We start from the raw sequence: 26,330 nt of genomic DNA, 5'->3' as shown, positions 1-26,330 counted from the left end.
CTAAACACAATAGGCTATAAACTTATGCGAAAAAATGATTTATCTAATAGAAATATATTTAATGAATTGTGAGTAAGTTGATGTAAATAAAATAAAAAATATTAAAACCTTAAAAAATTTAGATTTAAAAAAAGTACAACCATAAATTAATCGTGTTTACGGTTGTACTTTTTGAACTAAGCTTATCTGAAATAAGAATATCTTAAAAAGAGCAAAGGCTAAGGAAGCAGTTTCTTAAAGACTAAAGAATTCCTTTGATAGTTATAAAGCGCCTGACGAGCATTTGGTAAATCATCAACACTCACCTGATGGAAACCATGTTCTAAGAACCAGTGAGCTGTTCGAGTCGTTAAAACAAATAATTGACGAATACCTTGCTCTTTTGCCTTTTCTTCAAGGAATTGCAAAATCTGGCTACCGCGGTTTGATTTACGATAACTTGGATGTACTGCAACACAGGCAATTTCTGCTGAACGTGTTTCATTAAATTCTGTTGGAATTGGATAAAGTGCAGCACACGCTAGAATCGTACCATCGCGTTCAATGACAGCGAACTGGCTAATCTCTTGCTCTAAACGTTCACGCGAACGATAAACTAAGATACCTTCTTCTTCTAATGGACGTAATAAATTCATTAAACCGCCCACATCTTGAATGTTGGCCATGCGAACTTCTTCATAATGCGCATCGGTAATCATGGTTCCTATACCATCTCGGGTAAATAACTCTTCGAGGAGGGCACCATCATAGGCATAAGAAATAAGATGAACGCGGTGTACGCCTGACAAAGACGCTTTTTTTGCTTGTTGCAAATGCAAGGTGAGTGTCGGGCTGATGGTTTGGTATTGTTGAATGTAGTAGTCCAGTTGATGTGGGCTTAATTCACGTAATATTTGCTCATCTTCATTCAGCAATCCTTGTTGCTCACCTAGAAAAATGAGTTTATCTGCTTTTAAATAAGTTGCAGTTTTTGTCGCAACTTCTTCAGCTCGTAAATTAAATACTTCGCCTGTAGTGGAATAACCTGTTGGCCCCAATAACACAATATTATGATTATCGAGGTGTCGATCAATCGCATCGGTATCAATGGAACGAACTTCACCTGTAAGCTGGAAATCCATCCCATCACGAATACCATAAGGCTTCGCAGTCACAAAATTACCTGATATCACGTCTATGCGAGCGCCATACATTGGAGAGTTTGCTAAACCCATAGAAAGTAATGCTTCAATTTCTAAGCGAATAGAGCCTACAGCATTCATGACACAGCCTAAAGATTCACGTGTGGTAATTCGGCTATTGTCATAAAAAGGGGTTTCTATTCCTTTTTCTTTAAGGTTGTGATTAATTTGCGGACGTGCGCCGTGTACGAGAATTAATCGAATACCAAGAGAATGTAATAGTGCAATATCATGAATAATATGCTGGAAATTAGGATGGCGAACTGCTTCGCCACCAAACATCAAGACAAACGTTTTATCGCGATGCGCATTAATATAGGGTGCTGAGTGTCGAAACCAGTGTACATAATGCTGGGTGTTATTATGCGACTTACTTACAGGCTTACTTGACATACCGATCTCGAATCAACAGCAAAAAGATATAAAGATGATTCTAAACAAAAAAGATTAAAGCCGCATGTTTTAGATAAAAAAACACCCAAATCTAAGTTTGGGTGTTTAAAAAGTTTTAAATTAGTGAACAACTCTAATGATTTTATGGCTCTGTTCATTCACCAGTACATAATTTCCGTTCACTTTGTACCATTTTTGGTAGCGACCCGGTTTACTCAATTTTTGATGTTGGCGATAGTCAATCACATAACGTGAGTGTTGGTATTCATGAGGTACAACTTGACCCACTCGCCAAGCATTACGATGGTCATCTTTTTTAATCACTTTAACTGTTTTTACTTCATGGGTTTGATAGTTGCCATGTTGATTATGATCGTTAGGCGCTGCCATTGCTGTTGTTGCAACTAAACCAGTAAGTGAAAGAACAATTGCTGTTGTTAATTTTTTCATTATGAACCTCGAATGATGAGTTAAATTTCAATAACTAAAGATTAGTGAACAATTGCAGATAAATCGTGGAGACCAAGAAGAATAAATGTGAAAACCCAATATGAAATAAGAAGAAATTAAGAAAATATCTAAAGTGAAAATATAAAAAATCTTTTTATTTTTAAGTTAGATAAGCAATAAAAAAGGATAAAACCCTAAGGCTTTATCCTTTTTATTCAGCGATAGCGAGGCTCTATCGCTTTAAAAACCACGAATACTGACAATGCTATTAGAATCTGTATCGACTAAAATATAATCATTATTGATTTTATACCACTGCTGATTACGGCCTGGTTTAGGTAGGTTGCTGTCTTTATAGTCGACTTTATAACCATTGCCACGATAGTGCTGTGGCATAACATAACCTGGCTGCCAGCGATGCTGTTTCAACCGTTCAAAACCACGTTCTTCACGCATACGACGTTCGTCACGGATACGATCTTCATCATGATCACGTCCAAATCCTGGCCCACGATCATTCCACTCACCGCGTGGTCCTCCGCCTTTAGGACCTTTAGGGCCATGGCCTCGGTCAAAAGGGGGATCAGCAAAGCTCGCCATACTGGTGGTCAGTACGGTTATGCATAGGGCTAAGATGGTGAACAACTTTTTCATGATGCATCCTCGTTTACATCTGATGTCTCTCATGTTGAATACTCTACGCGCAAAATGCAGAGAAACTGTGAAGATCATTTAATGGTTCAATTAAAATTACGGATAGATCAAGAGTTTTTATCAATCGTAAAAAAGGCTTGTATATATCTTTTCAGGTATAGGCAAGCCAGATTTGATGATTGGCCGTAATTTAATTTAGCTTTTCATCTTTAACTTTTTAATCCTGTGCATCAATACTTTGACCATTGAGCGCCAAGCTGTCTTCACCCATTAAATAGAGGTAAGCAGGCAAGATTGACTCAGGTGTAGGTAGTGTCTTCGGATCTTCTTGTGGGTAGGCTTTAGCACGCATTGCAGTACGTGTTGCGCCTGGGTTAATGCAGTTAAAGCGGATATTTGGATAAGTATTTTCCGCTGCAAAAATTTTACTCACTGCTTCAATTGCAATTTTGGAGACAGAATATGCGCCCCACAAAGCACGTGCTTCACGGCCTACACCAGAACTGGTAAATACGACAGAGGCGTTTTCTGATTTCTGCAAAAGTGGTAATAAGGCTTGAGTGAGGGCAAACGGAGCACGTAAGTTAACTGCCATCACGTCATCCCACACTTCTGTAGGATAATGTGCTAGCTCTACACGCTCACCTAAAATACCCGCATTATGCAAAATACCGTCTAGACGTCCAAACTGCTTTTCGAGCGTATCGACTAAAAAGTCATAATCACGGTCAGAGGCACTTGAAAGTTGTAGCGGTAAAATCGCGGGTTGCGGTGCACCGAGACTCTCAATTTCATCATAAATAACTTCAAGTTTATTTAAGGTTCTACCATGCAGGACAACGGTTGCACCATGTAGGGCGTAACTTAGAGCCGCAGCTCGCCCAATTCCATCACCAGCACCGGTGATTAAAATAACACGATCTTTAAGTAGATCTGGACGAGGTTGATATTCTGAATATTTCATTGGTAAACCTCCTTCTTTTTATATTGATAAAACGATTAACCGTTAAAAAAGTCTATAAAACTCTGATGTTAACTTATCATACGCTGATTTTCCTGTAGAGCAGGAAGCTTTTGACGTAACATATCGTGTAATTCTGTCACCGTATTTACAATCGAATCAGCCTGCCATGCTGCGAGATCATCACGGTGCTCAATAGGCAAATAACCGTACGCAGCTAAAATAGTGTACATATTGGCATTGCGACCAGCATCAATATCACGTGGGTGGTCGCCTACATAAATAATTTCATCTGCTGGGATGTTTAACTGTTTAGCGGCCAAATGCATTGGTTCAGGGTCTGGTTTGGTTTTACTGACATCTTCAGGACATACCAGAACCGCACAGCGTTCTGTCAGATTTAACTTTTCTAAAAGAGCTTCACTTAAACCACGTGGTTTGTTGGTCACAATACCCCATGGGATTTGCGCAGCTTCTAACTCTTCTAGAAGTGGATACATGCCTTCAAACAGATCTGTATCAACCACAATATTATTGCCGTAAATATCTAAAAAGTTTTGACGATGGGCCAAGAAAATTGGGTTGGCCACATCCAGCTCTGGATAGACCAATTTCACCATCGCACGCGCACCTTCAGATACCTGAGTGCGAATAAGATCGGCCTCTACAACAGGGCGTCTTTCATCACGGCACATTTGCTGAATAATACGAATGAAATCCGCAGCTGTATCGATAAGCGTACCGTCTAAATCAAATAAAACAGCTTTCATCATGCACCTGTATTAATCGTATGAACCATATAGTTAACGTCCACATTTGGCGCTAACCAATAATGCTTGGTCAGAGGGTTGTAATGCAGTCCAGTCATTTCTTTTAAGGTAAGGCCAGCATTACGAATATCATGTGCCATTTCAGATGGTCGAATAAATTTATGATAATCATGCGTACCTTTTGGCAACATGCGTAGGACGTACTCTGCACCAATAATGGCAAATAAATAAGATTTTGGGTTACGGTTAATGGTCGAGAAGAACACATGGCCGCCCGGTTTAACCAGAGCCTGACAAGCTTTTACAATAGATGCCGGATCTGGAACGTGTTCCATCATTTCCATACAAGTCACCACATCGTATTGACCTGCTTGTTCTTGTGCTAATTCCTCTACAGGAATTTGACGATATTCAATATTTTGAACATTTTCTTGCTGAGCATGTAAACGGCCAACAGCTAGAGGTGCTTCACCCATATCAATGCCTAATACATCTGCACCACGACGTGCCATGCTTTCGGCCAAAATACCGCCGCCACAGCCGACATCAAGTACTTTTTTACCAGCTAAACCGCCTGCACGTTCATCAATCCAGTTTAGACGTAGTGGATTAATTTGATGAAGTGGGCGAAATTCAGAATATTGATCCCACCATTTGGCAGCAAGTGCTTCAAACTTTGCGATTTCTTGTAAATCAACATTCAATTGCGACATGGTGCTACCTCTAAACTTGAGTTATCTTTTTGGATGTAGTTCGCCGTTAGTGTAGCGATTATTGGGAAAAAAGCGATAAACCCAATAAAAAACTTCACAGAAGCAAAACGAATTTAGCATATTTGTTTTATATTTAGGGCATAAGCTAATGCATAACAACTTAGAGGAAAAGCTGTAACAATGAAAAAATTGGTTTTGGGTGGTTTGAGTGCAGCAATTATGGCCGTATCGGGTAGTGCAATGGCAGCAGATTTTGTTGCTGGTAAAGACTACACCGTGATTGCCAATCCAGGCAAAGTGGAAGTTCCGGGGAAAATCGAAGTTCGAGAGTTCTTTTGGTATGGATGTCCACACTGTTTCAAACTTGAACCGCATATGCAAACGTGGTTAAAGCAGATTCCTAAAGATGTACGTTTTGTGCGTACACCAGCTGCAATGAATAAAATGTGGGAACAAGGGGCGCGTACATATTATACATCTGAGGCATTAGGTGTACGTAAACGCACGCATTTACCACTATTCCATGCGATTCAAGTGAACGGTCAACAAATTTTTGATCAGGCTTCTGCTGCGAAATTCTTTACCCGTTATGGCGTACCTGAGCAGAAATTTAATAGTACTTACAACTCGTTTGCTGTGACTGCAAAAGTTGCCGAGTCAAATAAACTTGCTCAACAGTACCAATTAACAGGCGTACCTGCAGTTGTCGTGAATGGTAAATATGTTGTGCAGGGTGAAGATGGTAAAGTTACTCAAGTGCTTAATTATTTAATTGAGAAAGAACGTAAAGCAAAATAAGTTGTTTAGGCTTTACTTCAAAAATGGGCTTCATATGAAGCCCATTTTTATATTTAATTTATCGTTAATTATCACGAAATAATTCAATTAATTTTGCTGATTTTCATCTTCAATTTGAAAATTTAAAACATCAAAATTAGCCGTTTGAGTCGGTAGTGATAATGCTTGATTAATATATAAATTAATCAATTTCTGTCGAGAACCAATCGAACGCTGGTAATAAGTAGAATTTAAAAGCAGTGATGCACCATAAGTCAGTGACCAGATATAAGACAAATAATCGCGAATTGACATATCATAATTCAATGATTTTAAATAATTTTCAGTAATATCTTTAATTGCTAAAATACGTTGTTGGCGAATTTCATAAAGCTCTTCGAAAAGATGCTTCAACTTAGATTCTGTCATTGTCAGATTTTCTTCAAGTTGATGCAATAGAATCGTTTTGCCAGGTGTAAGCAAATGGTGAAGCATGTAATGAGGAGCATATTCTTTGAAATTTGTATTATATTTTTTAGAAATTTCTAAAATTTGCTTTTCATTTTGAATAATGAGCTCAAGTAGAAGCTCATTTTTACTTCTAAAATGCTTATAAAGTGTGCCTTTAGCAATATCTAGCTCGGCCACTAACTCATCTAGAGTAATTTCCTGATTGTTTTCTAGTAACAACTTTTCTGCCACGCTCAGAATTTTTTCTTTACGCATCAAAAACTGTGTATGACGATCAAGATTCATAGGTATTCCCACACCAGTTTGGCCTAACTAATAATTTACTTCCTGTAAAAAGAAAAAGACTTTTCTCGAAATTTTTAGCCTTTTTCTTTCTCTCTTTACGTATTACCACATAACCTATTTTTTGTCATTTGCCGCTTCTATCGTTCCCAGTTTGCAATCCCTCTAAAGAGTAGGCGAACTTGTGTAGAAGCATTTTCAATAAAGGCAGTTTGTTGCAGCTTGAGCTGTTCACCTTGATATTGTTTTGATAGGTTGAGCCACGTCATTGCCCATGTAAATGACATATTGGTCAAAATGGTAGATAAGACATTTAAGTCTTGAGGCTCTTGAATATGTTTAAAATTTTCGAGTTTAGTCAGATCAGTTGTGAGATCTTCGATCAAAAATTCGATTTCTCGGGCAATGGCTGCACGAACTGTTTCTGAGCCTCCCCAACGCTCTGAAATCATAAATTGCCACTGTTTAGGGCTATGATTTACTGCCTGTACAAATAGCTCAATACTGGTTTGGGTTTTAGCAGATTTATGTTGTAAATAACTTTGCCCTAGTTGATGTAAAACGCTTTTTAAATGTAGGGCAACTTGGTCAACCAATTCTTTCCCGAGTTCATCCATGTCTTGAAAATGACGATAGAACGCTGTCGGTACTAAACCTACTTCACGTGCAACTTCACGCAAACTGATACTACTGAACGAACGCCCAGACGTGCTCAGATGCAAGGCTGCATCTAGAAGTGCCTGACGACTTTGCTGTTTTCGTTCATCCCGTATCGACATTAAAAGAACCTATTTAAACCGTGAGCCAAAGTCTAACAAAAAAGAGCAAACTTTCATAAAAAAAATAGTGAACAAGTGTTGACTGAGTGAACAGTTATAAATATAGTGTACATATGTTCACTATACGAACATGTGTTCACTCAAATAAATAGCCAGAAACAAAAGAGGAACGTATGAACGCAACACTTAGCTATCAGCCACATTGGGTTCGAGAAGATTTCGTTGATTTTGTCTTGCAGAAAATTAACATGACTTGGGCGTGGAAAAGGGTACTTGCAGAAGTTACTGCAGTTCAGCCACTTCATACCGATATGGTGCTTATCAAGCTTAAACCGAATCATAATTTTAATTTCGATCAGGTCCGCGCAGGTCAAAGTATTCTGCTGACTTTGCTCATCGATGGCGTTTACCAACAGCGTAGTTATTCAATTATTGAAGTGACTACTCAGGGTGAAATCGCTTTAGGTATTAAAGTACAAGGTTTGGTGTCTCGTGCAGCTCAACTATTACATGTGGGCGAGTGTGTGGAGATTTCACAGCCACAAGGTGATTTCACTTTGCACCAAGGTCAGCATCCTGCGATTTTGATTGCGTCAGGAAGCGGTATAACTGCAATTTATTCACTCTTGCAGCAAGCTTTAAAACAGCAACTTGAACAAATTCATGTCATTTATTTTAATCGTGCGGAAATTTTTCATGCCGAATTAAAAGCTTTGGCAGAACAGCACCCACAGCTTCAATATCATTTTTTTAATACCACCGAGCAAAAGCAGCATTTAACTGAAAGTTTACTGCAAAAGCTGGTTCCAGATTTTGAGCAGACAGCAACTTATGTTTGTGGTCATCATGGCATGATGCAGCAAGCCAATGAAATTTATGCACAAAAAGGTGCTCAGTCGCAGCTTCATCAAGAGTATTTTCAGCCACTTCAAGTGACTGGTACACATGCAGCACAGCCTGTTATTTTCCGCCGTGCTCAACACGAGTTTTTAGCTGAAACAAATTTACTGAGCAGTGCAGAGCAGGCTGGTTTACGCCCACAACATGGTTGCCGTATGGGTGTCTGCAATAAATGCAGCTGTACCAAAGTAAGTGGAGTTACTCAAAACCTGTTAACCGGTGAAATTGAAGACCAACCTAACCGTCCAATTAAACTATGCGTGAGCCAGGCATTAAGCCCAGTCACGATTGATCTATAAAAAGAATTAAAGAGGATTAACCCTATGAATATGGCATTAGAATTTTCTACCGTTTCTAAATCTGCTCATTTAACTCCAGAACAGACAGAAGAGTTTGGTCGCCGTGTTGAGCAGATTCGCCAAGACGTGATGCAGAGCCTTGGTGAACAAGACGCAAAATATATCTACAAAGTGCGTAATTTTGTTCGCTACACTGAAATCGCATCACGTGGCATGTTGATGTTTGGTGGTTGGATTCCGCCAGTCTGGCTACTAGGCACAGGCTTATTAGGTATTTCTAAAATTGTAGAAAATATGGAACTTGGTCATAACGTCATGCACGGTCAGTTTGACTGGTTAAATGAACCAAGCCTAAACGGTAATACTTACGATTGGGATACCATTGCATCGGGTGATGATTGGCGTGAAACACATAACTATGTGCACCACACCTATACCAATATTGTTGGTAAAGACCATGATGTAGGTTATGGTATTTTGCGAGTAAGTGATCAACAGAAGTGGGAACCTCGTCACCTGTTTAATATTCCACTTGGTCTACAGTTAATGTTTTTCTTTGAATGGTATGTGGGTGTACAAAACTTACATCTTGAAGATGCATTAGTTTATAAAACCAAGAGCTGGAAACAGGTTTGGAAAGATTCGGCTAAAGTCCGTAAAAAAGCCACTCGCCAAGTTTTAAAAGACTATGTGTTTTTCCCTGTGATCTCTGGCCCTATGTTTTTACCGGTTTTTGCAGGAAATGTAGTTGCGAATATTATTCGTAACTTGTGGTCATCTGCCGTGATTTTTAACGGCCACTTTACAGAAGATGCAGAAACGTTTGAGCCTGATAATACCGACACTGAAACCAAGGCAGAGTGGTATTTACGTCAAATTCGTGGTTCAAGTAATTTTAGTGGTACAGAATGGATGCACTTTATGAGTGGTAACTTAAGTCATCAAATTGAACACCATTTATTTCCAGATATGCCAGCTAATCGCTATAAAGAAGTAGCACCGAAAATTAAGGCACTTTGTGCAGAATATGGCATTAACTACAATGAAGCGAACTTTATGCGCCAGTTCTGGAGTGTATGGGTACGTTTGGCGAAATGTTCACTGCCAAACCATACCACTGGAAAAGTAATGCAGACATTGGAAAAGTTAAAAGCAAAATTCAAATTTGCGTAATTTAAATAATTTCAAAATAGCCCCTTTTTAGGGGCTATTTTTATTTTTCGAGTCATGAAAATTGCAGACTTACATTTGAAAGTAGGGAATAAACTCAACCTGTCAAAATCCTTTGCTATACTATGCCCAAGTTTGTATTTAAGAGAAGTTAGGAAGGATTATGCGTATTGACCAACGTGCATTAGACCAATTACGTGAAGTGAAAATTACACGAAACTACACCCGTTATGCTGAAGGTTCTGTGCTGGTCGAATTTGGTCACACCAAAGTCCTTTGTACTGCAAGCATTGATAACTCAGTGCCACGCTTTTTAAAAGGCCAAGGCCAAGGCTGGGTAACGGCAGAATATGGCATGTTACCGCGTTCAACACATTCACGTTGTGACCGTGAAGCGGCTCGTGGTAAACAAACTGGTCGTACTCAAGAAATCCAACGTTTGATTGGCCGTAGCTTACGTGCGATGGTTGATTTGAAAAAGCTTGGTGAAAACACGATTACCATCGACTGTGACGTGATTCAGGCTGATGGTGGTACACGTACTGCTTCAATCACTGGTGCTGCTGTAGCATTGGTTGATGCGATGAATGTTTTATTGTCTCAAAAGAAAATTAAGCATGATCCGCTTAAAGGGTTGGTTGCTGCAATTTCTGTTGGTATGTATCAGGACGAAGTGTTGCTTGATCTTTGCTATGAAGAAGACTCGAACTGTCAAACTGACTTAAATGTCGTGATGACACAAGCAGGTGAGTTTATTGAAATTCAAGGTACAGCTGAAGATAAACCGTTTACCCGTGCTCAGAGCAATGCCATGTTAGAAATGGCTGAAAAAGGAATTGCCGAGCTCATTAAAAAGCAACAAGAAGCTTTAGGCTGGTAAGTTTAAGTTTTCTAAAAAACGCATCTTCGGATGCGTTTTTTTATGCCTTCATCAAATCGACATAAAAACATCACTTGCCTGTCACCTTTTCGCTTTATTAGTAGTTCGCATTTAAACCGTTTGGAAAGAACCAATGCGAAAACTTTCACTTTTATTAATTACATCTTTAGCACTCATGCTCAGTGCTTGTAATGATGATAACGACTCAGATAATTCATCGCCCACAACACCGCCTACCAGTAATTGCAAAATGCACTGTGCACCATAATAAGAACTCAGGATAGAACTAATGAATCGTCGCGAATTTCTTTTAAATTCTACAAAAACCATGTTTGGGACAGCTGCTCTAGCGAGTTTCCCGCTGAGTATTCAAAAAGCGTTAGCAATTGACGCCAAAGTTGAAAGTGGAACAATTCAAGATGTTAAACACATTGTGATTTTGACTCAGGAAAACCGTTCATTTGATAATTACTTTGGAACACTAAAAGGTGTACGTGGTTTTGGTGACCGCTTTACTATTCCTATGACGGAAGGCCGAAAGGTTTGGGAGCAATACGATGCGAATAAAAAGAAAGTATTGCCTTACCATCTCGACAGCCGTTTAGGAAATGCTCAGCGTGTTTCAGGTACACCTCACTCTTGGTCTGATGGCCAAGCCGCTTGGGACAATGGGCGAATGAGTGATTGGGTGGCGTCTAAAAAAACACAATCGATGGGTTATTATAAAAAACAAGAAGTTGAATATCAGTTTGCTTTAGCGAATGCTTTTACCATTTGTGATGCTTACCACTGTGCCATGCATGCAGGGACCAACCCAAACCGTAAGTTTATCTGGACGGGAACGAATGGCCCTACGGGTGCAGGTGTCGCCAGTGTGGTCAACGAATTTGATGGAATTGGACCATCAACAGAAGGTTATGAATGGACGACGTATCCTGAGCGCTTACAGCAGGCTGGCGTGACATGGAAAGTTTATCAAAACATGCCGGATAACTTTACTGATAACCCTTTAGCTGGTTTCAAACAGTATCGCCGTGCAAACGAGCAATCTGGTCAGCCTGTCAGCAACGATACACCAATATGCCCAGCATACGATGAAAAGATTGATGCGACTCAACCACTTTACAAAGGTATTGCCAATACCATGCCGGACGGTGGTTTTTTAGGAACTTTTAAAGCTGATATCGCACAAGGTAAATTACCGCAGGTGAGTTGGTTGGTCGCTCCTGCAACTTACAGTGAACATCCAGGGCCATCTAGTCCTGTGCAAGGTGCTTGGTATATTCAGGAAGTATTAAATGCATTAACTGAAAACCCTGAGTTGTGGAGCCAAACCGTTTTATTGGTGAACTTCGATGAAAATGACGGTTTCTTTGACCATGTTCCTTCACCAAGTGCACCTTCTAAAGATATAAACGGTGTTGTATATGGAAAAACTACATTAAGTGATCAGCAAGTATCTTATGAGTACTTTAACCATCCAGCTGTAGCGACTTCAAAATCTCAACCCGAAACGGATGGGCGGGTGTATGGCCCAGGTATACGCGTTCCAATGTATGTAATTTCGCCGTGGAGCCGTGGAGGATGGGTAAATTCTCAAGTCTTTGACCATACCTCTATTTTACAGTTTTTGGAAAAACGCTTTGGTGTGCAAGAACCTAACATTAGTCCATACCGCCGCGCCGTATGTGGTGATTTAACGTCAGCATTTAATTTTAAAACACCGAACGTTCTGCCTGTTGCTGAACTAGATGGGAAGAAAACAAAAGCGGAAGCCGATGCGATTCGTGTTGCTCAAGCTTTATTGCCACAAGTTCCTGTTCCGAGCCAGCAGCAATTTCCTCAGCAAGAAATGGGAATTAGACCATCACGTGCTTTGCCATATATTTTGCACACCAGTGCCAAAGTCGATGCAGCACAAAAGACTGTAAAGCTGATGTTCTCTAATACGGGTAAACAGGCAGCCGTTTTCCATGTCTATAACCGATTAGATCTTACGGTAGCTCCTCGTCGCTATATGGTTGAGGCGGGTAAACAGCTTGATGACGTGTGGAATACTACAAATGGGCAGTACGATTTGTGGGTACTTGGACCAAATGGTTTCCACCGTGCATTTAAAGGTAATTTGAGTCAAGTTAACCAGACTCAAGCTTTACCGGAAATTAGAGTATGTGTGGAAGAATGTGATGCGAATTTGTATTTAAAAGTGCGTCATGATGGTAATAAGTCAGTCAAGCTCAACGTCAAAGCAAATGCTTATCTTCCAAATAAGACTTGGAATATAGAAACGAATAGTTCTGAAAAAGAACTGGTTTGGGATATGTCTGAATTTGGGGGTTGGTATGACTTCACTGTGACTTTAGCTGATGACGCTACGTTTAGTCGTCGTTTTGCAGGACGTATTGAAACTCAAGAAGATTCAATTTCTGATCCTTATATGGGTTATTTAGAGTCTTAAGTTATATACTCTGAATTGGAATTGTTATTTAAAGCCGATTTAGATGACTTTGATAAAAAAGCACGGCCTTATATCACATGAAATTCAAATAGATGTTGTATAGGCTTCCTCACTTTTGAAAGGTCAAAAGTGACAAAAACCTCTGTTTCTCTGATGTTACTTCCATATAACACAGAGAAACGGTGACATCCATGTCACCTGTCACGATAGTAAATAAAGGGAATAGGGTGTTTATATAAAATACTATGTTGGAAGATACTGTCGTATAGATGAATAATAAAAATAAAGGCTTACCTTTTGTAACAGAATCTCCTAAGCCTGGTCATATTTATCTTTTACCTTGAAACCCTGAATTTTTAAAGTAATGGGGAAAATTTATGCTACAAGGTTTTATTGTATTATTAGCAGTAGTTACATTTGTTTTAATGGCTGCTGACCCACGTGATGGTGGGGCACAAGCGACTCAGTCAGCGTGGCAAAAAACACAAGCTGCAGACATGACCAAGTCGCAAAAAAATACCAATAATGACGCAGATTTTATCTAAGCATTAAAACGCATAGATAAATCAACAGCTCTAACGTCTTTAGTCAGTACACCCATAGAAATGTAGTCAACACCAGTAGTGGCAACTTCGCGCAAATTTTCAATAGTGATATTGCCAGATGCTTCGAGTTTACAGCGGCCCGCCACATGTTTTACGGCATCAATCATTTGCTGTTGACTGAAGTTATCGAGCATGACAATGTCCGCCCCAGCTTCAAGTGCTTGGTTTAGTTCATCCCAAGTTTCAACTTCGACTTCAACAGGTTTGCCCGGTGCAATTTGATGTGCTTTGGTGATTGCTTGAGCAATACCACCCGCTGCCATAATATGGTTTTCTTTAATTAAGAACGCATCAAATAAGCCAAGACGATGGTTTTGTCCGCCGCCAATAGCAACCGCATATTTTTGTGCAATACGTAAGCCTGGTAGAGTTTTACGTGTATCGAGAAGTTTTGTATTTAAACCTTCAAGATGTTGAACATATTCAGCAGTTTTTGTTGCAACAGCAGACAAAGTTTGAATAAAGTTTAAAGCAGGGCGCTCTACAGTCAGTAAGCTACGTGCAGAACCAGCAAGCTTTAAAAAGGCTTCGTTTGCAGCAACACGTTCACCTTCTTGTTTTAGCCAAGTCACCTGAACAGTATTGTCATAAGCTGAGATGAGTGCATTTACCCACGGCTGTCCAGCTAAAACCATATCTTCGCGGCTAATAATGGTTGCAGTGGCTTGCTCATCTTCAGGTGTGAGCATCGCGGTAATGTCACCGTCCCCAATATCTTCTTGTAATGCTTGTTGAATATTGATTTGAATTGATTGTTCAAGCAAAGACTGAGGTATGCTCATACGGTTTCCATTTTGTCGATGACCCTAAAACTTGCGATATATTAGCATCGTCGACCTGAAAAATAAGCTGTTTTATGAGATTAATCGCGATAAACAATCGCATTTACTACTTTGAAAAGTAGATAACTGTTTTAAACTAAAACAATTGGCAAGCAATTTATTGGCATCTCAATGAAGCAAATCACAGCGTATGAAGTTATAGATGGACAATTAAAAGGGGCGAGGCAAATCCCTTCTCCAAATTTTAACCAGCGTCCGACTGGTACCGAAATTCAAATGATTGTGGTTCATAATATTAGTTTGCCACCGTCTCAATTTGGAGGTGGCTATATTGAGCAGTTTTTCCAGAATAAATTAGATTGGTCAGTTCATCCCTATTTTCAGACTATTGAAGGTATGCAAGTCTCTACACACCTGTTAATTTTACGAACAGGTGAAGTCCTACAGTTTGTTAACTTTAATGATCGTGCATGGCATGCAGGGCGTTCAAGCTACTTAGCCAAAGTTGAATGCAATGATTATTCAATTGGTATCGAGCTTGAAGGAAGTGATGATTTACCTTTTGAAGATGTACAATATCAAGTATTAACTGACGTTGTTACTGCCATTCGCCAAGCTTATCCAGAAATTAAAAACCATATTGCTGGGCATTCGGATGTTGCTCCTGGCCGAAAAACCGATCCGGGCCCTCATTTTAAATGGCAGCACTTTAGGCAATTACTTGCTCAGAAAAAAAGTTGAGTTCATTCATCATTTCACAACGAAAAGATTTTTTAGTTTCATTACAATAGCGACTTTCGAATATAGCTGTAGGTGAGTGCGATGGCATTGTGGCGATCGACTTTTATTGTCAGTGCAATGACGATGTTGTCACGAGTGTTAGGATTAGTACGTGATGTCGTATTGCTCAACGTGTTTGGTGCAGGTAAAGATTTTGATACCTTCGTCGTTGCTTTTCGTATTCCTAACTTCTTTCGACGGTTGTTTGCTGAAGGGGCTTTTTCTCAAGCGTTTATTCCCGTATTAACTGAATATAAAACAGGTCGAGCACATGCTGAAGTACAGATTTTAATTAGTCGCGTATTTGGCTGTTTACTCACAGTCATGACGTTGCTCACTTTTGTGGCTATGGTTTTAGCACCTGCGATCATCTATATGTATGCACCGGGCTTCCACAGTGATCCGGAAAAGTTCGATTTAGCTGTCAGTATGTTCCGTTTGACCATTCCGTATTTAATGTTTATGTCGCTCACGGCTTTTGCCAGCAGCATCTTAAATAGTTATGGTTCGTTTGCCTCACCAGCTTTTTCGCCAGTTTTACTAAATGTAGCGATGATTGCAGGAGCGTGGTGGCTTACGCCGTATATGGCTGAGCCAATCAAAGCATTAGGCTGGTCAGTTGTTGCGGCTGGGGTATTACAGTTAGCGATACAAATCCCTGAATTGTGGCGTAAAAACCTACTGATTCCACCTAAAGTTGATTTTAAACATGAAGGCGTAGAACGTATTTTAAAATTAATGCTTCCAGCATTATTTGGTGTATCGGTGACTCAGATTAACCTATTGCTAAATACGATTTGGGCATCTTTCATGCAAGATGGTTCAGTGTCTTGGCTCTACAGCGCTGAGCGTATGACTGAGCTACCTTTAGGTTTAATTGGGGTTGCGATTGGTACAGTAATTTTGCCTTCACTTTCTGCCCGTCATGCAGAGCAGGATCAAGCAAAGTTCCGCGGTATGATCGACTGGGCTGCAAAAGTCATTGTATTGGTAGGGTTGCCGGCAAGTATTGCTTTATTTATGCTTTCAACACCGATTATTCAAGCATTATTCCAGCGTGGTGAGTTTGATCTACGTGATACACAAATGACAGCTCTAGCATTGCAATGTATGAGTGCTGGTGTAATTTCTTTCATGCTTATTAAAGTATTTGCACCCGGTTTCTATGCACAACAAGACACAAAAACACCAGTGCGTGTAGGTTTAATGTCAGTTGCTGCTAATGCGATTTTAAACGTTGTATTTATCGGCTTCTTTAAGCTTATTGATTGGCATGCAGAACATATGGCACTTGCACTAGCATCTTCAGGTTCAGCGTTAGTAAATGCCGGTTTACTCTACTTCTATTTGCATAAGCGTAATATTTTCCGATTTGGTCCGCATTGGAAGAAATTAGGACTTCAATATGGTTTAGCAAACCTCGCTATGATTGCAGCGCTTTGGTTTGGGCTCAATTGGTATAACGGAGAGCTTTCACAGTGGTTACGTGTTGCCGAAGTCGTAGGGCTATGCGTAGTTGGGATAATTGCTTACCTGATCGGTTTAATCCTTACGGGTTTTCGACCTAGAGATTTAAAACACTAAAAATAAAAAAAGCGATCTTAAATGATCGCTTTTTTTATACTAATACATTTATTTTGGCAAAACTTGTAGCAATTCGATATCGAAAATTAAAGTGCTATTGGGACCAATCGTGTCACCTGCACCGACTTCACCGTAAGCGAGATTTGCAGGGATAAAGAAACGGGTTTTACCGCCTTCTTTCATGGTTTGCAGACCTTCAGTCCAGCCTGCAATCACTTGGCTGAGCTGAAACTCAACTGGATGATTACGTGCGATTGAGCTGTCAAACACAGTTCCGTCGAGTAAACGGCCTTCATAATTTACTTTAACACGTGATACAGCTTTCGGTTTTTTACCTGTACCTTCTTTTAATACTTGGTATTGGAGACCTGATTTAGTCGTGATTACGCCCAATTTTTTTGCATTATCAGCAAGAAATGCAGCACCTGCTTGAGCATTTTGTTGTCCTACTTTTTGAAATTCAACAAGCTGCTTAGCTTCTAAAGTTTTTTTATAATCATTAATCGCTTTCGCCATTTCTTCGTCAGTTAAGCGTGCGGTTTTGTTCTGAGCACCTTCTTGTAAACCCTGATAAAAAATATCAAGATTTAGATCTGTTAAAGCATCAGTATTATTACGGCCCATTAAATAACCATAACTATAGCTAAATTGTTCTTTTGCTGGGCTTTTATTTGTGATAGGTGCAGCAGCAAAAACAGATAAACTCATTGTTGATGTTGCAATAATTAAACCAATTTTTTTCATGCCGTTTTCCAAAAAAAAGGAGAGTACTGTTTTACTCTCCTGAATGTTTTTATTTCACTGAAATGAGTTCTACATCAAAAATCAGCGTACTGTTTGCTGGAATACCAGGAAGTTCCTGAGGACCATAAGCAAGATTAGATGGAATAAAGAACGTCGCTTTGCCGCCTTCTTTCATGAGCTGAAGCCCTTCAGTCCAGCCTGGAATAACTTGATTGAGAGGAAACTCAACAGGCTCACCGCGCTTATAAGAACTATCAAAAACTTGACCATTAATTAGTCGGCCTTCGTAATGTACTTTAACCATAGACTGCGCAGTTGGTTGTTTACCTGTGCCTTCTTTAGTGATGATATATTGCAAGCCAGACGCTGTAGTTTTTACACCAGCTTTTGTTTTATTTTCTGCAAGGAATTGAACATCTGCAGATTCAGACGCTGCACCAGCGGCTTGCTGTGGTTTATCTTGTTGTTGCATTTTTTGCTGCAATTCTTTTTCATAAGCAGCAACAGCAGCTTTTAACTCTTCTTGAGTATAAGCACTTGGTTGCTTATTACGAGCATCATGAATCCCTTTCACAAATGATTTTGTGTCTAGTTCAGGTGGAGTTTGCTGAGCAACTTCGTAACCAAGAACATAACTGATTTTTTCAATTGGAGAGGCATTTTTATTTACTTTGCTTCCGACTTCTGTGGTCGGATGTTGGCTTGCATAATAAACTGGTACAAGTGCAGCACCGCCTAAAACTACAGCGACAGCAATGGGTAAGGCTTTACTCATAAAAGGTTCCAAAAATAATCATTTGAGTCTAAAAAGGCTGCTTTTGATCTTAGCATGCTTAAGCATAGAATGTTTAAGAAAAAAAACGAGTGGTTTTTTATATATTTTAGTTAGTTTTAGTAGGAATAGACTTAAAAAAATCTTAAATAAAAAACCGGATCATTTGATCCGGTTCTCTTATCACTTTACGATTAATCTTCTTTTTGTGCTTTATATGCGTAAGCATAGTTATAGCCATAACCATAACCCGCGCTCGCACGTTGAATATCGTTAAGGATAAAGCCGTTGACTTTAACACCTGCTTGTTCAAAGCGATTAAGCGTTAATTCAAGTTCTTTCATTTGCGACTTAGCATAACGCGCAACAATTAAGTTCACACCAGTATATTGTGAAATAATAATACCATCGGTTACTGCAAGTACTGGTGGAGTATCGATAATGATGTGGTCATATTGACCTTGGAGCTGTTCAAGTAGTTCTTTAAATTGGTTAGAACTTAAAATCTCAGAAGGATTTGTTGGGCTTTTACCACGAGTAATTACATCAAGGTTAGCAACTTGAGTTTTGTGTAATACTTTTTGTAGATCAGTTTGTCCACTTAACAATTCAGAAAGACCCGGTTTCACATCAACATCAAAGTATTTATGCATATAACCACGGCGCATATCGGCATCAATCAATAGTACTCGTTTGTCGCCTTGTGCAAAAATCGTTGCAAGATTCGTCGAAATAAATGATTTACCAACTTCCGGTGAAGGGCCAGCAATCATAATGATATTGTTTTTTGCATTTGCTAAAGCAAAGTGAATCGCAGTACGAATACTACGTAAGCTCTCAATTGCAATATCATCACTATTTTTAACCGCAAGAATAGGAATACTCTTCTTTTTCTTTAAAATTTTGATACGGCTTTCTTGAATTGGAGAGCGGGGAACTGTTGCATAAACTGGTAAGTCCAACTCATTTTCAATTTGACCCGAATCTTTAATACCTGTACGTAACATATTACGTAATAAAGCAATGAGAGTTCCAATAAAGCCCCCGGCAAACACGGATAGAATAAGAACTAACAGTTTTTTAGGTTTAATTGGTTCAACTGGTTCAACAGCAGTGTCTACAATACGTACATTACCAATTTCACCCGCTTTTGCAATACGAAGTTGTTGGTATGAGTTGAGTAGGGCTGTGTAGAGTTGGGTTTTGACTTCAACTTCACGATAAAGCTGTAAATACTGGCGCTGTACATCCGGTAATTGTTTTAATGTACTATTGAGCTCACCAATTTGCTTATTAATAGCAGCGAGCTGACCATTAATTTCACGCATTGCGGGATGTTCAGCCGTATATTTAGCTGCCATTTCTGCTTGCTTTTGCTCAAGCTCTGCTTTTTTAGTTTCCAAAGTAATACTTTGGGTTAAATACAGCTCGGATTCCTTGGTCACATCAACTGTATTGTATTGTTGACGGAATTTGTTAAATTGGCGTTCTGCATCATCAAGCTGTTTTTTTAAGTCAGGCAGCTGTTCATCCAGAAACTTTAAGGTTTGAGCAGACTCAGCCGAGCGGCGTTCAATATTTTGTGCACTATAAGTGGCTAAAATAGCATTTAAGACTTTGGTGATATGCTCTTTGTCTTGCCCTTGATAAGTTAAGCCTAAAACCCCAGTAAGTTTACCGCGTTCTGCCACAGCATAATTTGCGCTAATAGCGTTTACAGCAATAGGTAAAGACAGACTTTTAATATTATAGGTCGCGTCAAATTGATCTTTTGTAAAGATGGCAACTTTCCATACCCCATGAGGCCCTCTAACCTGATTAAGTTGGTTTAATGGAACAGTTAAGATAACTTCTTCAGTTGTCGGGTCTGTTATACGTAAAGATTGTTTATCAAAATCAATAAGTAAGTTCTTATCTAGGTAATAAGCAGGAATCTCAAACTGACGGATATCAAAACTTTTTAAGCCATCCTTAAAAATGACTGATTTCGTATTATATACAGTTTGATATTCTGGATTACTTAGTAAGCGATGAGTGAAAGTATTCTCTGTGCTAGACACCTGTATATTTAAGTGTAAATCTTTAATAACAGAACCTAAAACCAAACGAGATTTTAAAATTTCGATTTCTGCTTGAGCTGGTGATTTTTGCTCAATCATTTGCGATAAATCACCTAAAAGTGCAGCAGAAGCTCCTTTACTGTCTTCAACCTGAACCAATGCATCTACCGAATAGGTATCTGGCGTTACGCGTAAATAGAGTAGAGCACATACAACGCTTAAAATAACGCATAGAGCAATGAGCTTCCACTGAGCAATCAGTGAAAAAAACAATTCTTTTAAGTCAATTGTATCTTCGGTATTAGTATTCTGTTGGTTCATATGCTTAAAAATCTAGACGTTAAATATAAGGTTTCCAGCCAGTCACACATTGCTGAATGAGTTGGCAGGTTTCATCAAATACTGCTTGATCATGGCGGTAAGGATCGGGCACATTTTTATTTTGCCAATGGCCTAAGCGGTAGGTTTTTCCTTTTGCAAAAGGCCAAGTTTGTTCAATATGCTTTTGCTGATTATGACTCATGACCAAAATTAGATCAGCTTTTTTGATGAGCTCGGCATTGAGTTTTCTTGCAACATGCGGTTGCATATCAATACCTAAACGTTGCATACAAAGCTGGGCTTTTTCATCTGCTTGATGGCCTACAAGACCAGAAATACCAGCTGATTCAATGTTGAGTTGAGGATATTGCTGTTTTAATAAATATTCTGCCATTGGGCTACGGCAGATATTTCCAATACAAACCACCAAAATATTTTTAATTTGCATAAAATTATTGTCCCAAACGGTCTATGTTATATAAAGCATTTGAGAAAGGAATAATTTGGTTAACAATACGTTGCCAACGGGTTAAGCCAGTCGCATCAACATAAACCACATCATTACTACGTAATTTAAATTGATTCGCTAAACCAAAATCACCAATACTCATTAAATTTAAATGATAAATTTCGGTTGTATGATCATTTGGGTTAGTCCGTACTACATAAATACGGCTTGCGCTTCCGGATAAGGGATTTACTCCTAAACTTTCACCTAATGCATCAGTCAATGTCATGCCTTGGTCACGCATTGGCAATGCTTGGTTTTTACCAGACTCTCCCATTACATAAATTTTTTGGTTCTCACGAGTACTGACATAAAGCGTATCGTTCGGCTGAACCAAAAGTTTGTGCAGTGAATAGCCAGCTTTTTCTAAATCAATGGTATTTAAGTTATAAGTTCGACCATTCCGGATGAGTTGAATATAAGTGTTATCTCCAGTAGTTGTTACACCGCCTGCCATACCCAATGCAGTATAAATACTGACAGGTTGGTCGCTTAAGTAAAATTGGCCACCTTTAGTAACACTGCCTTGAACAGAGAAGCGCTGTCCCTCATAAGAGACTACACGAACTACCACATCCGGGTTTTTTAAAAAACGGGCCAATTGACTATGTAGCTCACGGTTGACTTGAGCGAGTGTTTTACCAGAAGCTTTATAGCGACCTACTAATGGAAATTGGATATAACCACTTTGATCTATAGGGTAGCCATTCGCTTGAACAGATTGTTCATTACTAATACTGTTTACAGGAGGGGTAATTTCAGGATATGCCCAAAGTTGAATAGAAAGAACATCACCTGAACTTAAACGATATATAGGTTGTTGATTTTTAAATAAAGCTGCATAGTCACGTTGATAGTCAACTTGAGCAGGTTGTATCGCTGGTAATGTTTCTTGAGAAATTTTAACTACATTAACGGTAGTTCCAAGGTCTGTTCTATAAACGCCTTCATTAGGAATATCATAAGTTTGTAAACCGGAAGTAACTGCACAACTGGCAGCACTTAAACTTAAGGCAAGAACAGAAAAAAACTGGCAATACTTCACACGCAACCCTTTGTGTATTTATCTTTAATTGATATTGTCCACTGCATAGTAACAAGTGTCTATTAAACGCAGGCTGAACTGATTCTAGCTGAAAAGAAATGAAAAAACATCGAAAAATCGTAGTGCTTTGTATGTTTAGTTTATCTGATCGACCTGTTTAGACAGCAGTCATTCATCAGAAATATTAAAAATGTATGATTTTAGCTAAACTAATAAATTCTACTTATAAGTGCTGTAAACACATTTATACAATTGGTATGCGGTGCTAACTTAAAATCTGATATAGTACGCTGCATTGTCAGTGCCAAAAGCATGATTTATTAGATATAAACTCTAAGGAAAAAGGCTCGTTTATATGCAAATTGCCAATTTAAAAATAGCAATTATTGGGTTGGGCTATGTAGGCTTGCCGTTGGCAGTTGAGTTTGGGAAAAAAGTACCAGTTGTTGGTTTTGATATTTATCAAAAACGTATTGATGAGCTCAAAAACGGTAAAGATCATACCTTAGAAGTGTCACCACAAGAATTACAACAGGCGGTGCAATTAAGTTATACCGCTGACTTGAAGGACTTAAAAAACAGTAATTTTTTTATTGTAACGGTTCCAACACCAATTGATGACTTTAAACAACCGGATCTCACGCCTTTAATCAAAGCATCGACCAGTATTGGTCAGGTGCTTAAAAAGGGTGATGTAGTAGTTTATGAATCTACTGTATACCCAGGCGCAACGGAAGAAGTGTGTATTCCTGTATTAGAAAAAGTATCGGGACTCAAGTTTAATCAAGATTTCTTTGCAGGTTATAGTCCAGAGCGGATTAATCCCGGCGACAAGCAGCACCGTGTAACTAATATTTTAAAAATTACTTCAGGCTCTACCCCTGAAATCGCTGATTATGTTGATGATGTCTACAATCTTATAATTGAGGCAGGAACTCATAAGGCACCGAATATAAAAGTAGCAGAAGCAGCTAAAGTAATCGAAAACACACAACGTGATGTCAATATCGCTTTGATTAATGAGTTAGCACTTATTTTTAATAAATTAGGTATTGATACCGAAGATGTACTTAAGGCTGCGGGCACAAAATGGAACTTTTTGCCATTTCGTCCTGGGTTAGTAGGTGGACACTGTATTGGTGTAGACCCATATTATTTAACTCATAAAGCCCAATCTATTGGGTTGCATCCAGAAATTATTTTAGCGGCTCGCCGTTTAAATGATCGTATGGGTGAACATGTGGCAACCCAACTTATCAAAGAAATGGTGAAGCAGCGTATACAAGTTGTTGGCGCTCGTATTTTGGTGATGGGACTCAGTTTTAAAGAAAACTGTCCAGATATTCGTAATACAAAAATTGTCGATTTTATTAAAGCGCTGAAAGAGTATGATTTAGATTTAGATATCTATGATCCATGGGTCGATGATACAGAAGTACAACACGAATATGGCCTAGCGCCAATTAAAGAATTACAACAAGGCTTGTATGATGCGATCGTCATTGCGGTAGCACATAACCAGTTTAAATCCATGAGTGTTGATGAGTTCCATGCTTTAGGTAAAGAAAAGCATGTACTTTATGATTTGAAATATGTTTTGGATAAAGAAAGTTCAAATATTAGACTTTGATTAGGGTTTTATAATGTCTACAGATATTCAATTAAATTTAATTGGCAGAACACAAGAGCTTTTTGTTGATGATATTCAACATTGGAATAATAAGTTAATCGAAATTGTTTCCTCATCGAAGTTTTTAGTTTTAGGTGGGGCTGGATCTATTGGCCAAGCAGTTGTTAAAGAAATTTTTAAACGTAATCCTAAGAAACTACACGTTGTTGATATTTCAGAAAATAATTTAACAGAAGTTGTTCGTGATATTCGTAGCTCGTTTGGCTACATTGATGGTGATTTCCAAACATTTGCACTAGATATTGGCTCTGCTGAGTATGATGCATATATTCAGAATGATGGTGATTTTGACTACGTTTTAAATCTTTCTGCTTTGAAGCATGTACGTAGTGAAAAAGATCCATTTACATTAATGCGAATGATTCATGTCAATATTTTGAATACTGAAAAAACGATTCAGCAGTCTATTGAAAAAGGCGTGAAAAAGTATTTCTGCGTTTCGACAGATAAAGCTGCTAACCCTGTAAATATGATGGGTGGCTCAAAGCGTATTATGGAAATGTTCCTTATGCGCCAAAGTCAGCATATTGATATTTCAACGGCTCGTTTTGCAAATGTTGCATTTTCAGATGGTTCTTTACTACATGGTTTTAATCAACGCATCCAGAAAAATCAGCCAATTGCTGCGCCAAATGATATTCGCCGTTATTTCGTTACTCCGAAAGAATCTGGTGAGCTCTGCCTCATGTCTTGTTTACTAGGTGAGAATAGAGATATTTTCTTCCCTAAGCTTAGCGAGCACTTACACCTCATTACTTTTGCTGATATTGCAGTCAAATATCTTAATAACCTTGGATATGAGCCGTATTTGTGTGAGTCTGAGGATGAAGCGCGTAGCTTAATTCAGACTTTGCCAAAACAAGGAAAATGGCCTTGTTTATTTGCTGGAAGCACAACTACGGGTGAGAAAGATTTTGAAGAGTTCTTTACCGATAATGAAACTTTAGATATGCAACGTTTTAATAATTTAGGTGTTATTAAAAACGAACTAAATGTTGAAGAGGACAAGTTGCATGTATTTGAAGAAAAAATTCATGCAATGCTTTCAAATAAGCAGTGGAATAAAGAAGAAATTGTTGATCTATTTAACTATATGATGCCTAACTTTGGACACAAAGAAACAGGTTTATATTTAGATGGGAAAATGTAATGGATACTTCTAAATTTAATCAGTTTGTACGAGATATTTATCGTACCAATAATTTTATTCCATTACACGAACCTCGTTTTCTTGGTAATGAAAAGAAATATGTATTAGATACAATTGACAGTACTTTTGTCTCTAGTGTGGGTGCCTATGTAAATGACTTTGAAGCCAAGGTTCAACAATTTACAGGCTGCGCTAAAGCCATTGCGACTGTTAATGGAACAGCTGCATTACATATTGCTCTTTTACTAGCTGGTGTAAAGCGCGACGATATCGTAATTACGCAAGCTTTGACTTTTGTCGCAACTTGTAATGCCTTGTCTTATATTGGCGCGGAACCATTATTTATTGATGTTTCATTAAAGACACTCGGTTTGTGCCCAAAGGCATTAGACGCTTATTTGCAAGACAATGCTTTTATTGATGACCAAGGTGTATGTAAACACACAGCAACGAATAAACGTATTTCTGCAATCGTTCCAATGCATACATTTGGCCATCCAGTTGAAATTGATGAGCTTCAACAGGTCGTAACCAAGTGGAATATTGCATTAGTTGAAGACGCTGCCGAAAGTTTAGGTTCTTACTACAAAGGTAAACATACCGGAACTTTTGGTCTAGTTTCAGCACTTAGCTTTAACGGAAATAAAGTCATCACTACAGGCGGCGGTGGTATGGTTTTGTGTCAAGATGAAGAACTTGGCATAAGAGCGAAGCACATTACGACAACTGCAAAAATACCGCATCCTTATGAGTTTTATCATGATGAAAATGGTTTTAACTACCGTTTACCAAATTTGAATGCTGCTTTAGGTTGTGCACAAATGGAAGGCTTGGAAGGTTTCCTTGCTAAAAAGCGTGATTTAGCTCAGCAATATCAAGATTTCTTTAAAGATAGTGATATTTCATTTGTTGTGGAACCTGAAGACTGCCGATCTAACTATTGGTTAAATGCCATTGTTTGTAAAGATAAAGCACAACGAGATTTGATTTTGGATGAAACCAATTCAAATAAGGTGATGACTCGCCCAATCTGGACTTTAATGACCAGATTGCCAATGTACCAAACTGCATTACAAGGCGATTTAACTAACTCATTATGGTTGGAAGAAAGAGTTGTAAATATTCCAAGTTCAGTTCCTCTGGAGTAATAA

At 38.7% G+C, this 26,330-nt stretch carries 26 protein-coding genes; 11 read left to right on the top strand and 15 right to left on the bottom strand.

Annotated features, from left to right (window positions below):
- Window positions 1-218: 218 nt before the first annotated feature.
- The 6 genes from argA to ubiG all read right to left on the bottom strand — a co-directional run bounded on the left by argA (window position 219) and on the right by ubiG (window position 5,122).
- On the bottom strand, window positions 219-1,574 hold the full coding sequence (argA, locus tag SOI76_RS18355) for an amino-acid N-acetyltransferase (protein WP_032053461.1): 1,356 nt from the start codon (window positions 1,572-1,574) through the stop codon (window positions 219-221).
- A 120-nt stretch (window positions 1,575-1,694) separates the two neighbouring features.
- Window positions 1,695-2,024, bottom strand: coding sequence for an RcnB family protein (locus SOI76_RS18350; protein WP_104080398.1), 330 nt, complete (start codon window positions 2,022-2,024; stop codon window positions 1,695-1,697).
- A 240-nt stretch (window positions 2,025-2,264) separates the two neighbouring features.
- Entirely contained in the window at window positions 2,265-2,678 is a 414-nt protein-coding gene (locus SOI76_RS18345) for an RcnB family protein (RefSeq protein WP_009387402.1), read from the bottom strand.
- A gap of 217 nt (window positions 2,679-2,895) precedes the next feature.
- Window positions 2,896-3,642: a YciK family oxidoreductase gene (gene yciK / locus SOI76_RS18340; protein WP_009387635.1), complete on the bottom strand. Its 747-nt coding sequence runs from the start codon at window positions 3,640-3,642 to the stop codon at window positions 2,896-2,898.
- Between the two features lie 68 nt (window positions 3,643-3,710).
- On the bottom strand, window positions 3,711-4,412 hold the full coding sequence (locus SOI76_RS18335) for an HAD family hydrolase (RefSeq protein WP_079284136.1): 702 nt from the start codon (window positions 4,410-4,412) through the stop codon (window positions 3,711-3,713).
- Window positions 4,409-5,122 (bottom strand): bifunctional 2-polyprenyl-6-hydroxyphenol methylase/3-demethylubiquinol 3-O-methyltransferase UbiG, encoded by a 714-nt coding sequence (gene ubiG / locus SOI76_RS18330; protein WP_104080399.1) that lies wholly within the window; start codon window positions 5,120-5,122, stop codon window positions 4,409-4,411. Before ubiG ends, SOI76_RS18335 begins: the two co-directional genes overlap by 4 nt.
- 180 nt (window positions 5,123-5,302) lie before the next feature.
- On the opposite strand from ubiG, the gene dsbA reads away from it, so the two are divergent.
- Window positions 5,303-5,920: a thiol:disulfide interchange protein DsbA/DsbL gene (gene dsbA, locus SOI76_RS18325; RefSeq protein ID WP_002120747.1), complete on the top strand. Its 618-nt coding sequence runs from the start codon at window positions 5,303-5,305 to the stop codon at window positions 5,918-5,920.
- An 87-nt stretch (window positions 5,921-6,007) separates the two neighbouring features.
- Here the strand turns inward: dsbA and SOI76_RS18320 are convergent, their stop codons facing one another.
- On the bottom strand, window positions 6,008-6,655 hold the full coding sequence (locus SOI76_RS18320; RefSeq protein ID WP_104080400.1) for a TetR/AcrR family transcriptional regulator: 648 nt from the start codon (window positions 6,653-6,655) through the stop codon (window positions 6,008-6,010).
- Window positions 6,656-6,792: 137 nt separating this feature from the next.
- Window positions 6,793-7,431, bottom strand: a complete 639-nt coding sequence (locus tag SOI76_RS18315) for a TetR family transcriptional regulator (protein ID WP_009387652.1) — start codon at window positions 7,429-7,431, stop codon at window positions 6,793-6,795.
- Window positions 7,432-7,604: 173 nt separating this feature from the next.
- On the opposite strand from SOI76_RS18315, the gene hmp reads away from it, so the two are divergent.
- The 3 genes from hmp (at window position 7,605) to rph (ending at window position 10,680) form a co-directional block, all read left to right on the top strand.
- Window positions 7,605-8,630: a ferredoxin reductase gene (gene hmp / locus SOI76_RS18310; RefSeq protein ID WP_104080401.1), complete on the top strand. Its 1,026-nt coding sequence runs from the start codon at window positions 7,605-7,607 to the stop codon at window positions 8,628-8,630.
- Between the two features lie 30 nt (window positions 8,631-8,660).
- Window positions 8,661-9,803 carry a fatty acid desaturase family protein gene (locus SOI76_RS18305; RefSeq protein ID WP_104080477.1) on the top strand — a complete coding sequence of 381 codons (1,143 nt, stop codon included), beginning with the start codon at window positions 8,661-8,663 and terminating at the stop codon, window positions 9,801-9,803.
- 160 nt (window positions 9,804-9,963) lie between these two features.
- Window positions 9,964-10,680, top strand: a complete 717-nt coding sequence (gene rph, locus SOI76_RS18300; RefSeq protein WP_002120794.1) for a ribonuclease PH — start codon at window positions 9,964-9,966, stop codon at window positions 10,678-10,680.
- A gap of 111 nt (window positions 10,681-10,791) precedes the next feature.
- Here the strand turns inward: rph and SOI76_RS18295 are convergent, their stop codons facing one another.
- The gene (locus SOI76_RS18295) at window positions 10,792-10,929 is read right to left on the bottom strand and encodes a hypothetical protein (RefSeq protein ID WP_104080402.1); all 138 of its coding nucleotides are present in this window, start codon (window positions 10,927-10,929) and stop codon (window positions 10,792-10,794) included.
- A gap of 40 nt (window positions 10,930-10,969) precedes the next feature.
- Between SOI76_RS18295 and SOI76_RS18290 the strand changes: the two genes are divergently transcribed.
- Window positions 10,970-13,138 carry a phosphocholine-specific phospholipase C gene (locus tag SOI76_RS18290; protein WP_104080403.1) on the top strand — a complete coding sequence of 723 codons (2,169 nt, stop codon included), beginning with the start codon at window positions 10,970-10,972 and terminating at the stop codon, window positions 13,136-13,138.
- A 377-nt stretch (window positions 13,139-13,515) separates the two neighbouring features.
- Window positions 13,516-13,683 (top strand): hypothetical protein, encoded by a 168-nt coding sequence (locus SOI76_RS18285; protein WP_000938938.1) that lies wholly within the window; start codon window positions 13,516-13,518, stop codon window positions 13,681-13,683.
- Here SOI76_RS18285 and nadC read toward each other — a convergent pair.
- The gene (gene nadC, locus SOI76_RS18280; RefSeq protein WP_032005758.1) at window positions 13,680-14,525 is read right to left on the bottom strand and encodes a carboxylating nicotinate-nucleotide diphosphorylase; all 846 of its coding nucleotides are present in this window, start codon (window positions 14,523-14,525) and stop codon (window positions 13,680-13,682) included. The two genes, SOI76_RS18285 and nadC, sit on opposite strands and share 4 nt — an antisense overlap.
- A 171-nt stretch (window positions 14,526-14,696) precedes the next feature.
- On the opposite strand from nadC, the gene ampD reads away from it, so the two are divergent.
- Both ampD and murJ read left to right on the top strand, forming a co-directional pair.
- Window positions 14,697-15,266 (top strand): 1,6-anhydro-N-acetylmuramyl-L-alanine amidase AmpD, encoded by a 570-nt coding sequence (gene ampD / locus SOI76_RS18275; RefSeq protein WP_104080404.1) that lies wholly within the window; start codon window positions 14,697-14,699, stop codon window positions 15,264-15,266.
- A gap of 72 nt (window positions 15,267-15,338) precedes the next feature.
- Window positions 15,339-16,889 carry a murein biosynthesis integral membrane protein MurJ gene (gene murJ / locus SOI76_RS18270; protein WP_005804817.1) on the top strand — a complete coding sequence of 517 codons (1,551 nt, stop codon included), beginning with the start codon at window positions 15,339-15,341 and terminating at the stop codon, window positions 16,887-16,889.
- Window positions 16,890-16,937: 48 nt separating this feature from the next.
- Here murJ and fklB read toward each other — a convergent pair whose 3' ends face one another.
- The 5 genes from fklB to wza all read right to left on the bottom strand — a co-directional run bounded on the left by fklB (window position 16,938) and on the right by wza (window position 22,339).
- Window positions 16,938-17,633 carry an FKBP-type peptidyl-prolyl cis-trans isomerase gene (gene fklB, locus SOI76_RS18265; RefSeq protein WP_057067858.1) on the bottom strand — a complete coding sequence of 232 codons (696 nt, stop codon included), beginning with the start codon at window positions 17,631-17,633 and terminating at the stop codon, window positions 16,938-16,940.
- 49 nt (window positions 17,634-17,682) lie between these two features.
- Entirely contained in the window at window positions 17,683-18,408 is a 726-nt protein-coding gene (gene fkpA, locus SOI76_RS18260) for an FKBP-type peptidyl-prolyl cis-trans isomerase (protein ID WP_104080405.1), read from the bottom strand.
- A 191-nt stretch (window positions 18,409-18,599) separates the two neighbouring features.
- Entirely contained in the window at window positions 18,600-20,786 is a 2,187-nt protein-coding gene (gene ptk / locus SOI76_RS18255) for a polysaccharide biosynthesis tyrosine autokinase (RefSeq protein ID WP_104080406.1), read from the bottom strand.
- Window positions 20,787-20,805: 19 nt separating this feature from the next.
- On the bottom strand, window positions 20,806-21,234 hold the full coding sequence (gene ptp / locus SOI76_RS18250) for a low molecular weight protein-tyrosine-phosphatase (protein ID WP_104080407.1): 429 nt from the start codon (window positions 21,232-21,234) through the stop codon (window positions 20,806-20,808).
- A 4-nt stretch (window positions 21,235-21,238) separates the two neighbouring features.
- On the bottom strand, window positions 21,239-22,339 hold the full coding sequence (gene wza / locus SOI76_RS18245; protein WP_104080408.1) for a polysaccharide biosynthesis/export family protein: 1,101 nt from the start codon (window positions 22,337-22,339) through the stop codon (window positions 21,239-21,241).
- 355 nt (window positions 22,340-22,694) lie between these two features.
- Here wza and tviB point away from each other — a divergent pair, with 355 nt between their 5' ends.
- Genes tviB through SOI76_RS18230 form a run of 3 tightly spaced genes read left to right on the top strand, consistent with a single transcriptional unit; the run spans window position 22,695 to window position 26,327 of the window.
- Window positions 22,695-23,969 carry a Vi polysaccharide biosynthesis UDP-N-acetylglucosamine C-6 dehydrogenase TviB gene (gene tviB / locus SOI76_RS18240; RefSeq protein ID WP_104080409.1) on the top strand — a complete coding sequence of 425 codons (1,275 nt, stop codon included), beginning with the start codon at window positions 22,695-22,697 and terminating at the stop codon, window positions 23,967-23,969.
- A gap of 13 nt (window positions 23,970-23,982) precedes the next feature.
- The gene (locus SOI76_RS18235; RefSeq protein WP_031947019.1) at window positions 23,983-25,179 is read left to right on the top strand and encodes a UDP-N-acetylglucosamine 4,6-dehydratase; all 1,197 of its coding nucleotides are present in this window, start codon (window positions 23,983-23,985) and stop codon (window positions 25,177-25,179) included.
- The gene (locus SOI76_RS18230; protein WP_104080410.1) at window positions 25,179-26,327 is read left to right on the top strand and encodes a LegC family aminotransferase; all 1,149 of its coding nucleotides are present in this window, start codon (window positions 25,179-25,181) and stop codon (window positions 26,325-26,327) included. The genes SOI76_RS18235 and SOI76_RS18230 overlap by 1 nt, the downstream gene beginning before the upstream one ends.
- Window positions 26,328-26,330 lie beyond the last annotated feature (3 nt).

The sequence above is a fragment of the Acinetobacter pittii genome, from assembly GCF_034064985.1.
In the GTDB taxonomy this organism is placed as follows: Bacteria; Pseudomonadota; Gammaproteobacteria; order Pseudomonadales; family Moraxellaceae; genus Acinetobacter; species Acinetobacter pittii_H.
This window is presented reverse-complemented; position numbering and strand designations above follow the sequence as displayed.

What these genes read in the sequence shown, in the direction of transcription:
- SOI76_RS18345 (WP_009387402.1), bottom strand. Translation starts at nt 2,678, where the DNA reads ATGAAAAAGTTGTTCACCATCTTAGCCCTATGCATAACCGTACTGACC.
- SOI76_RS18315 (WP_009387652.1), bottom strand. Translation starts at nt 7,431, where the DNA reads ATGTCGATACGGGATGAACGAAAACAGCAAAGTCGTCAGGCACTTCTA.
- fklB (WP_057067858.1), bottom strand. Translation starts at nt 17,633, where the DNA reads ATGAAAAAAATTGGTTTAATTATTGCAACATCAACAATGAGTTTATCT.
- SOI76_RS18305 (WP_104080477.1), top strand. Translation starts at nt 8,661, where the DNA reads ATGGCATTAGAATTTTCTACCGTTTCTAAATCTGCTCATTTAACTCCA.
- argA (WP_032053461.1), bottom strand. Translation starts at nt 1,574, where the DNA reads ATGTCAAGTAAGCCTGTAAGTAAGTCGCATAATAACACCCAGCATTAT.
- dsbA (WP_002120747.1), top strand. Translation starts at nt 5,303, where the DNA reads ATGAAAAAATTGGTTTTGGGTGGTTTGAGTGCAGCAATTATGGCCGTA.
- SOI76_RS18335 (WP_079284136.1), bottom strand. Translation starts at nt 4,412, where the DNA reads ATGATGAAAGCTGTTTTATTTGATTTAGACGGTACGCTTATCGATACA.
- fkpA (WP_104080405.1), bottom strand. Translation starts at nt 18,408, where the DNA reads ATGAGTAAAGCCTTACCCATTGCTGTCGCTGTAGTTTTAGGCGGTGCT.
- SOI76_RS18320 (WP_104080400.1), bottom strand. Translation starts at nt 6,655, where the DNA reads ATGAATCTTGATCGTCATACACAGTTTTTGATGCGTAAAGAAAAAATT.
- ptp (WP_104080407.1), bottom strand. Translation starts at nt 21,234, where the DNA reads ATGCAAATTAAAAATATTTTGGTGGTTTGTATTGGAAATATCTGCCGT.
- rph (WP_002120794.1), top strand. Translation starts at nt 9,964, where the DNA reads ATGCGTATTGACCAACGTGCATTAGACCAATTACGTGAAGTGAAAATT.
- hmp (WP_104080401.1), top strand. Translation starts at nt 7,605, where the DNA reads ATGAACGCAACACTTAGCTATCAGCCACATTGGGTTCGAGAAGATTTC.
- ptk (WP_104080406.1), bottom strand. Translation starts at nt 20,786, where the DNA reads ATGAACCAACAGAATACTAATACCGAAGATACAATTGACTTAAAAGAA.
- tviB (WP_104080409.1), top strand. Translation starts at nt 22,695, where the DNA reads ATGCAAATTGCCAATTTAAAAATAGCAATTATTGGGTTGGGCTATGTA.
- SOI76_RS18285 (WP_000938938.1), top strand. Translation starts at nt 13,516, where the DNA reads ATGCTACAAGGTTTTATTGTATTATTAGCAGTAGTTACATTTGTTTTA.
- nadC (WP_032005758.1), bottom strand. Translation starts at nt 14,525, where the DNA reads ATGAGCATACCTCAGTCTTTGCTTGAACAATCAATTCAAATCAATATT.
- SOI76_RS18350 (WP_104080398.1), bottom strand. Translation starts at nt 2,024, where the DNA reads ATGAAAAAATTAACAACAGCAATTGTTCTTTCACTTACTGGTTTAGTT.
- SOI76_RS18235 (WP_031947019.1), top strand. Translation starts at nt 23,983, where the DNA reads ATGTCTACAGATATTCAATTAAATTTAATTGGCAGAACACAAGAGCTT.
- yciK (WP_009387635.1), bottom strand. Translation starts at nt 3,642, where the DNA reads ATGAAATATTCAGAATATCAACCTCGTCCAGATCTACTTAAAGATCGT.
- ubiG (WP_104080399.1), bottom strand. Translation starts at nt 5,122, where the DNA reads ATGTCGCAATTGAATGTTGATTTACAAGAAATCGCAAAGTTTGAAGCA.
- ampD (WP_104080404.1), top strand. Translation starts at nt 14,697, where the DNA reads ATGAAGCAAATCACAGCGTATGAAGTTATAGATGGACAATTAAAAGGG.
- SOI76_RS18290 (WP_104080403.1), top strand. Translation starts at nt 10,970, where the DNA reads ATGAATCGTCGCGAATTTCTTTTAAATTCTACAAAAACCATGTTTGGG.
- SOI76_RS18230 (WP_104080410.1), top strand. Translation starts at nt 25,179, where the DNA reads ATGGATACTTCTAAATTTAATCAGTTTGTACGAGATATTTATCGTACC.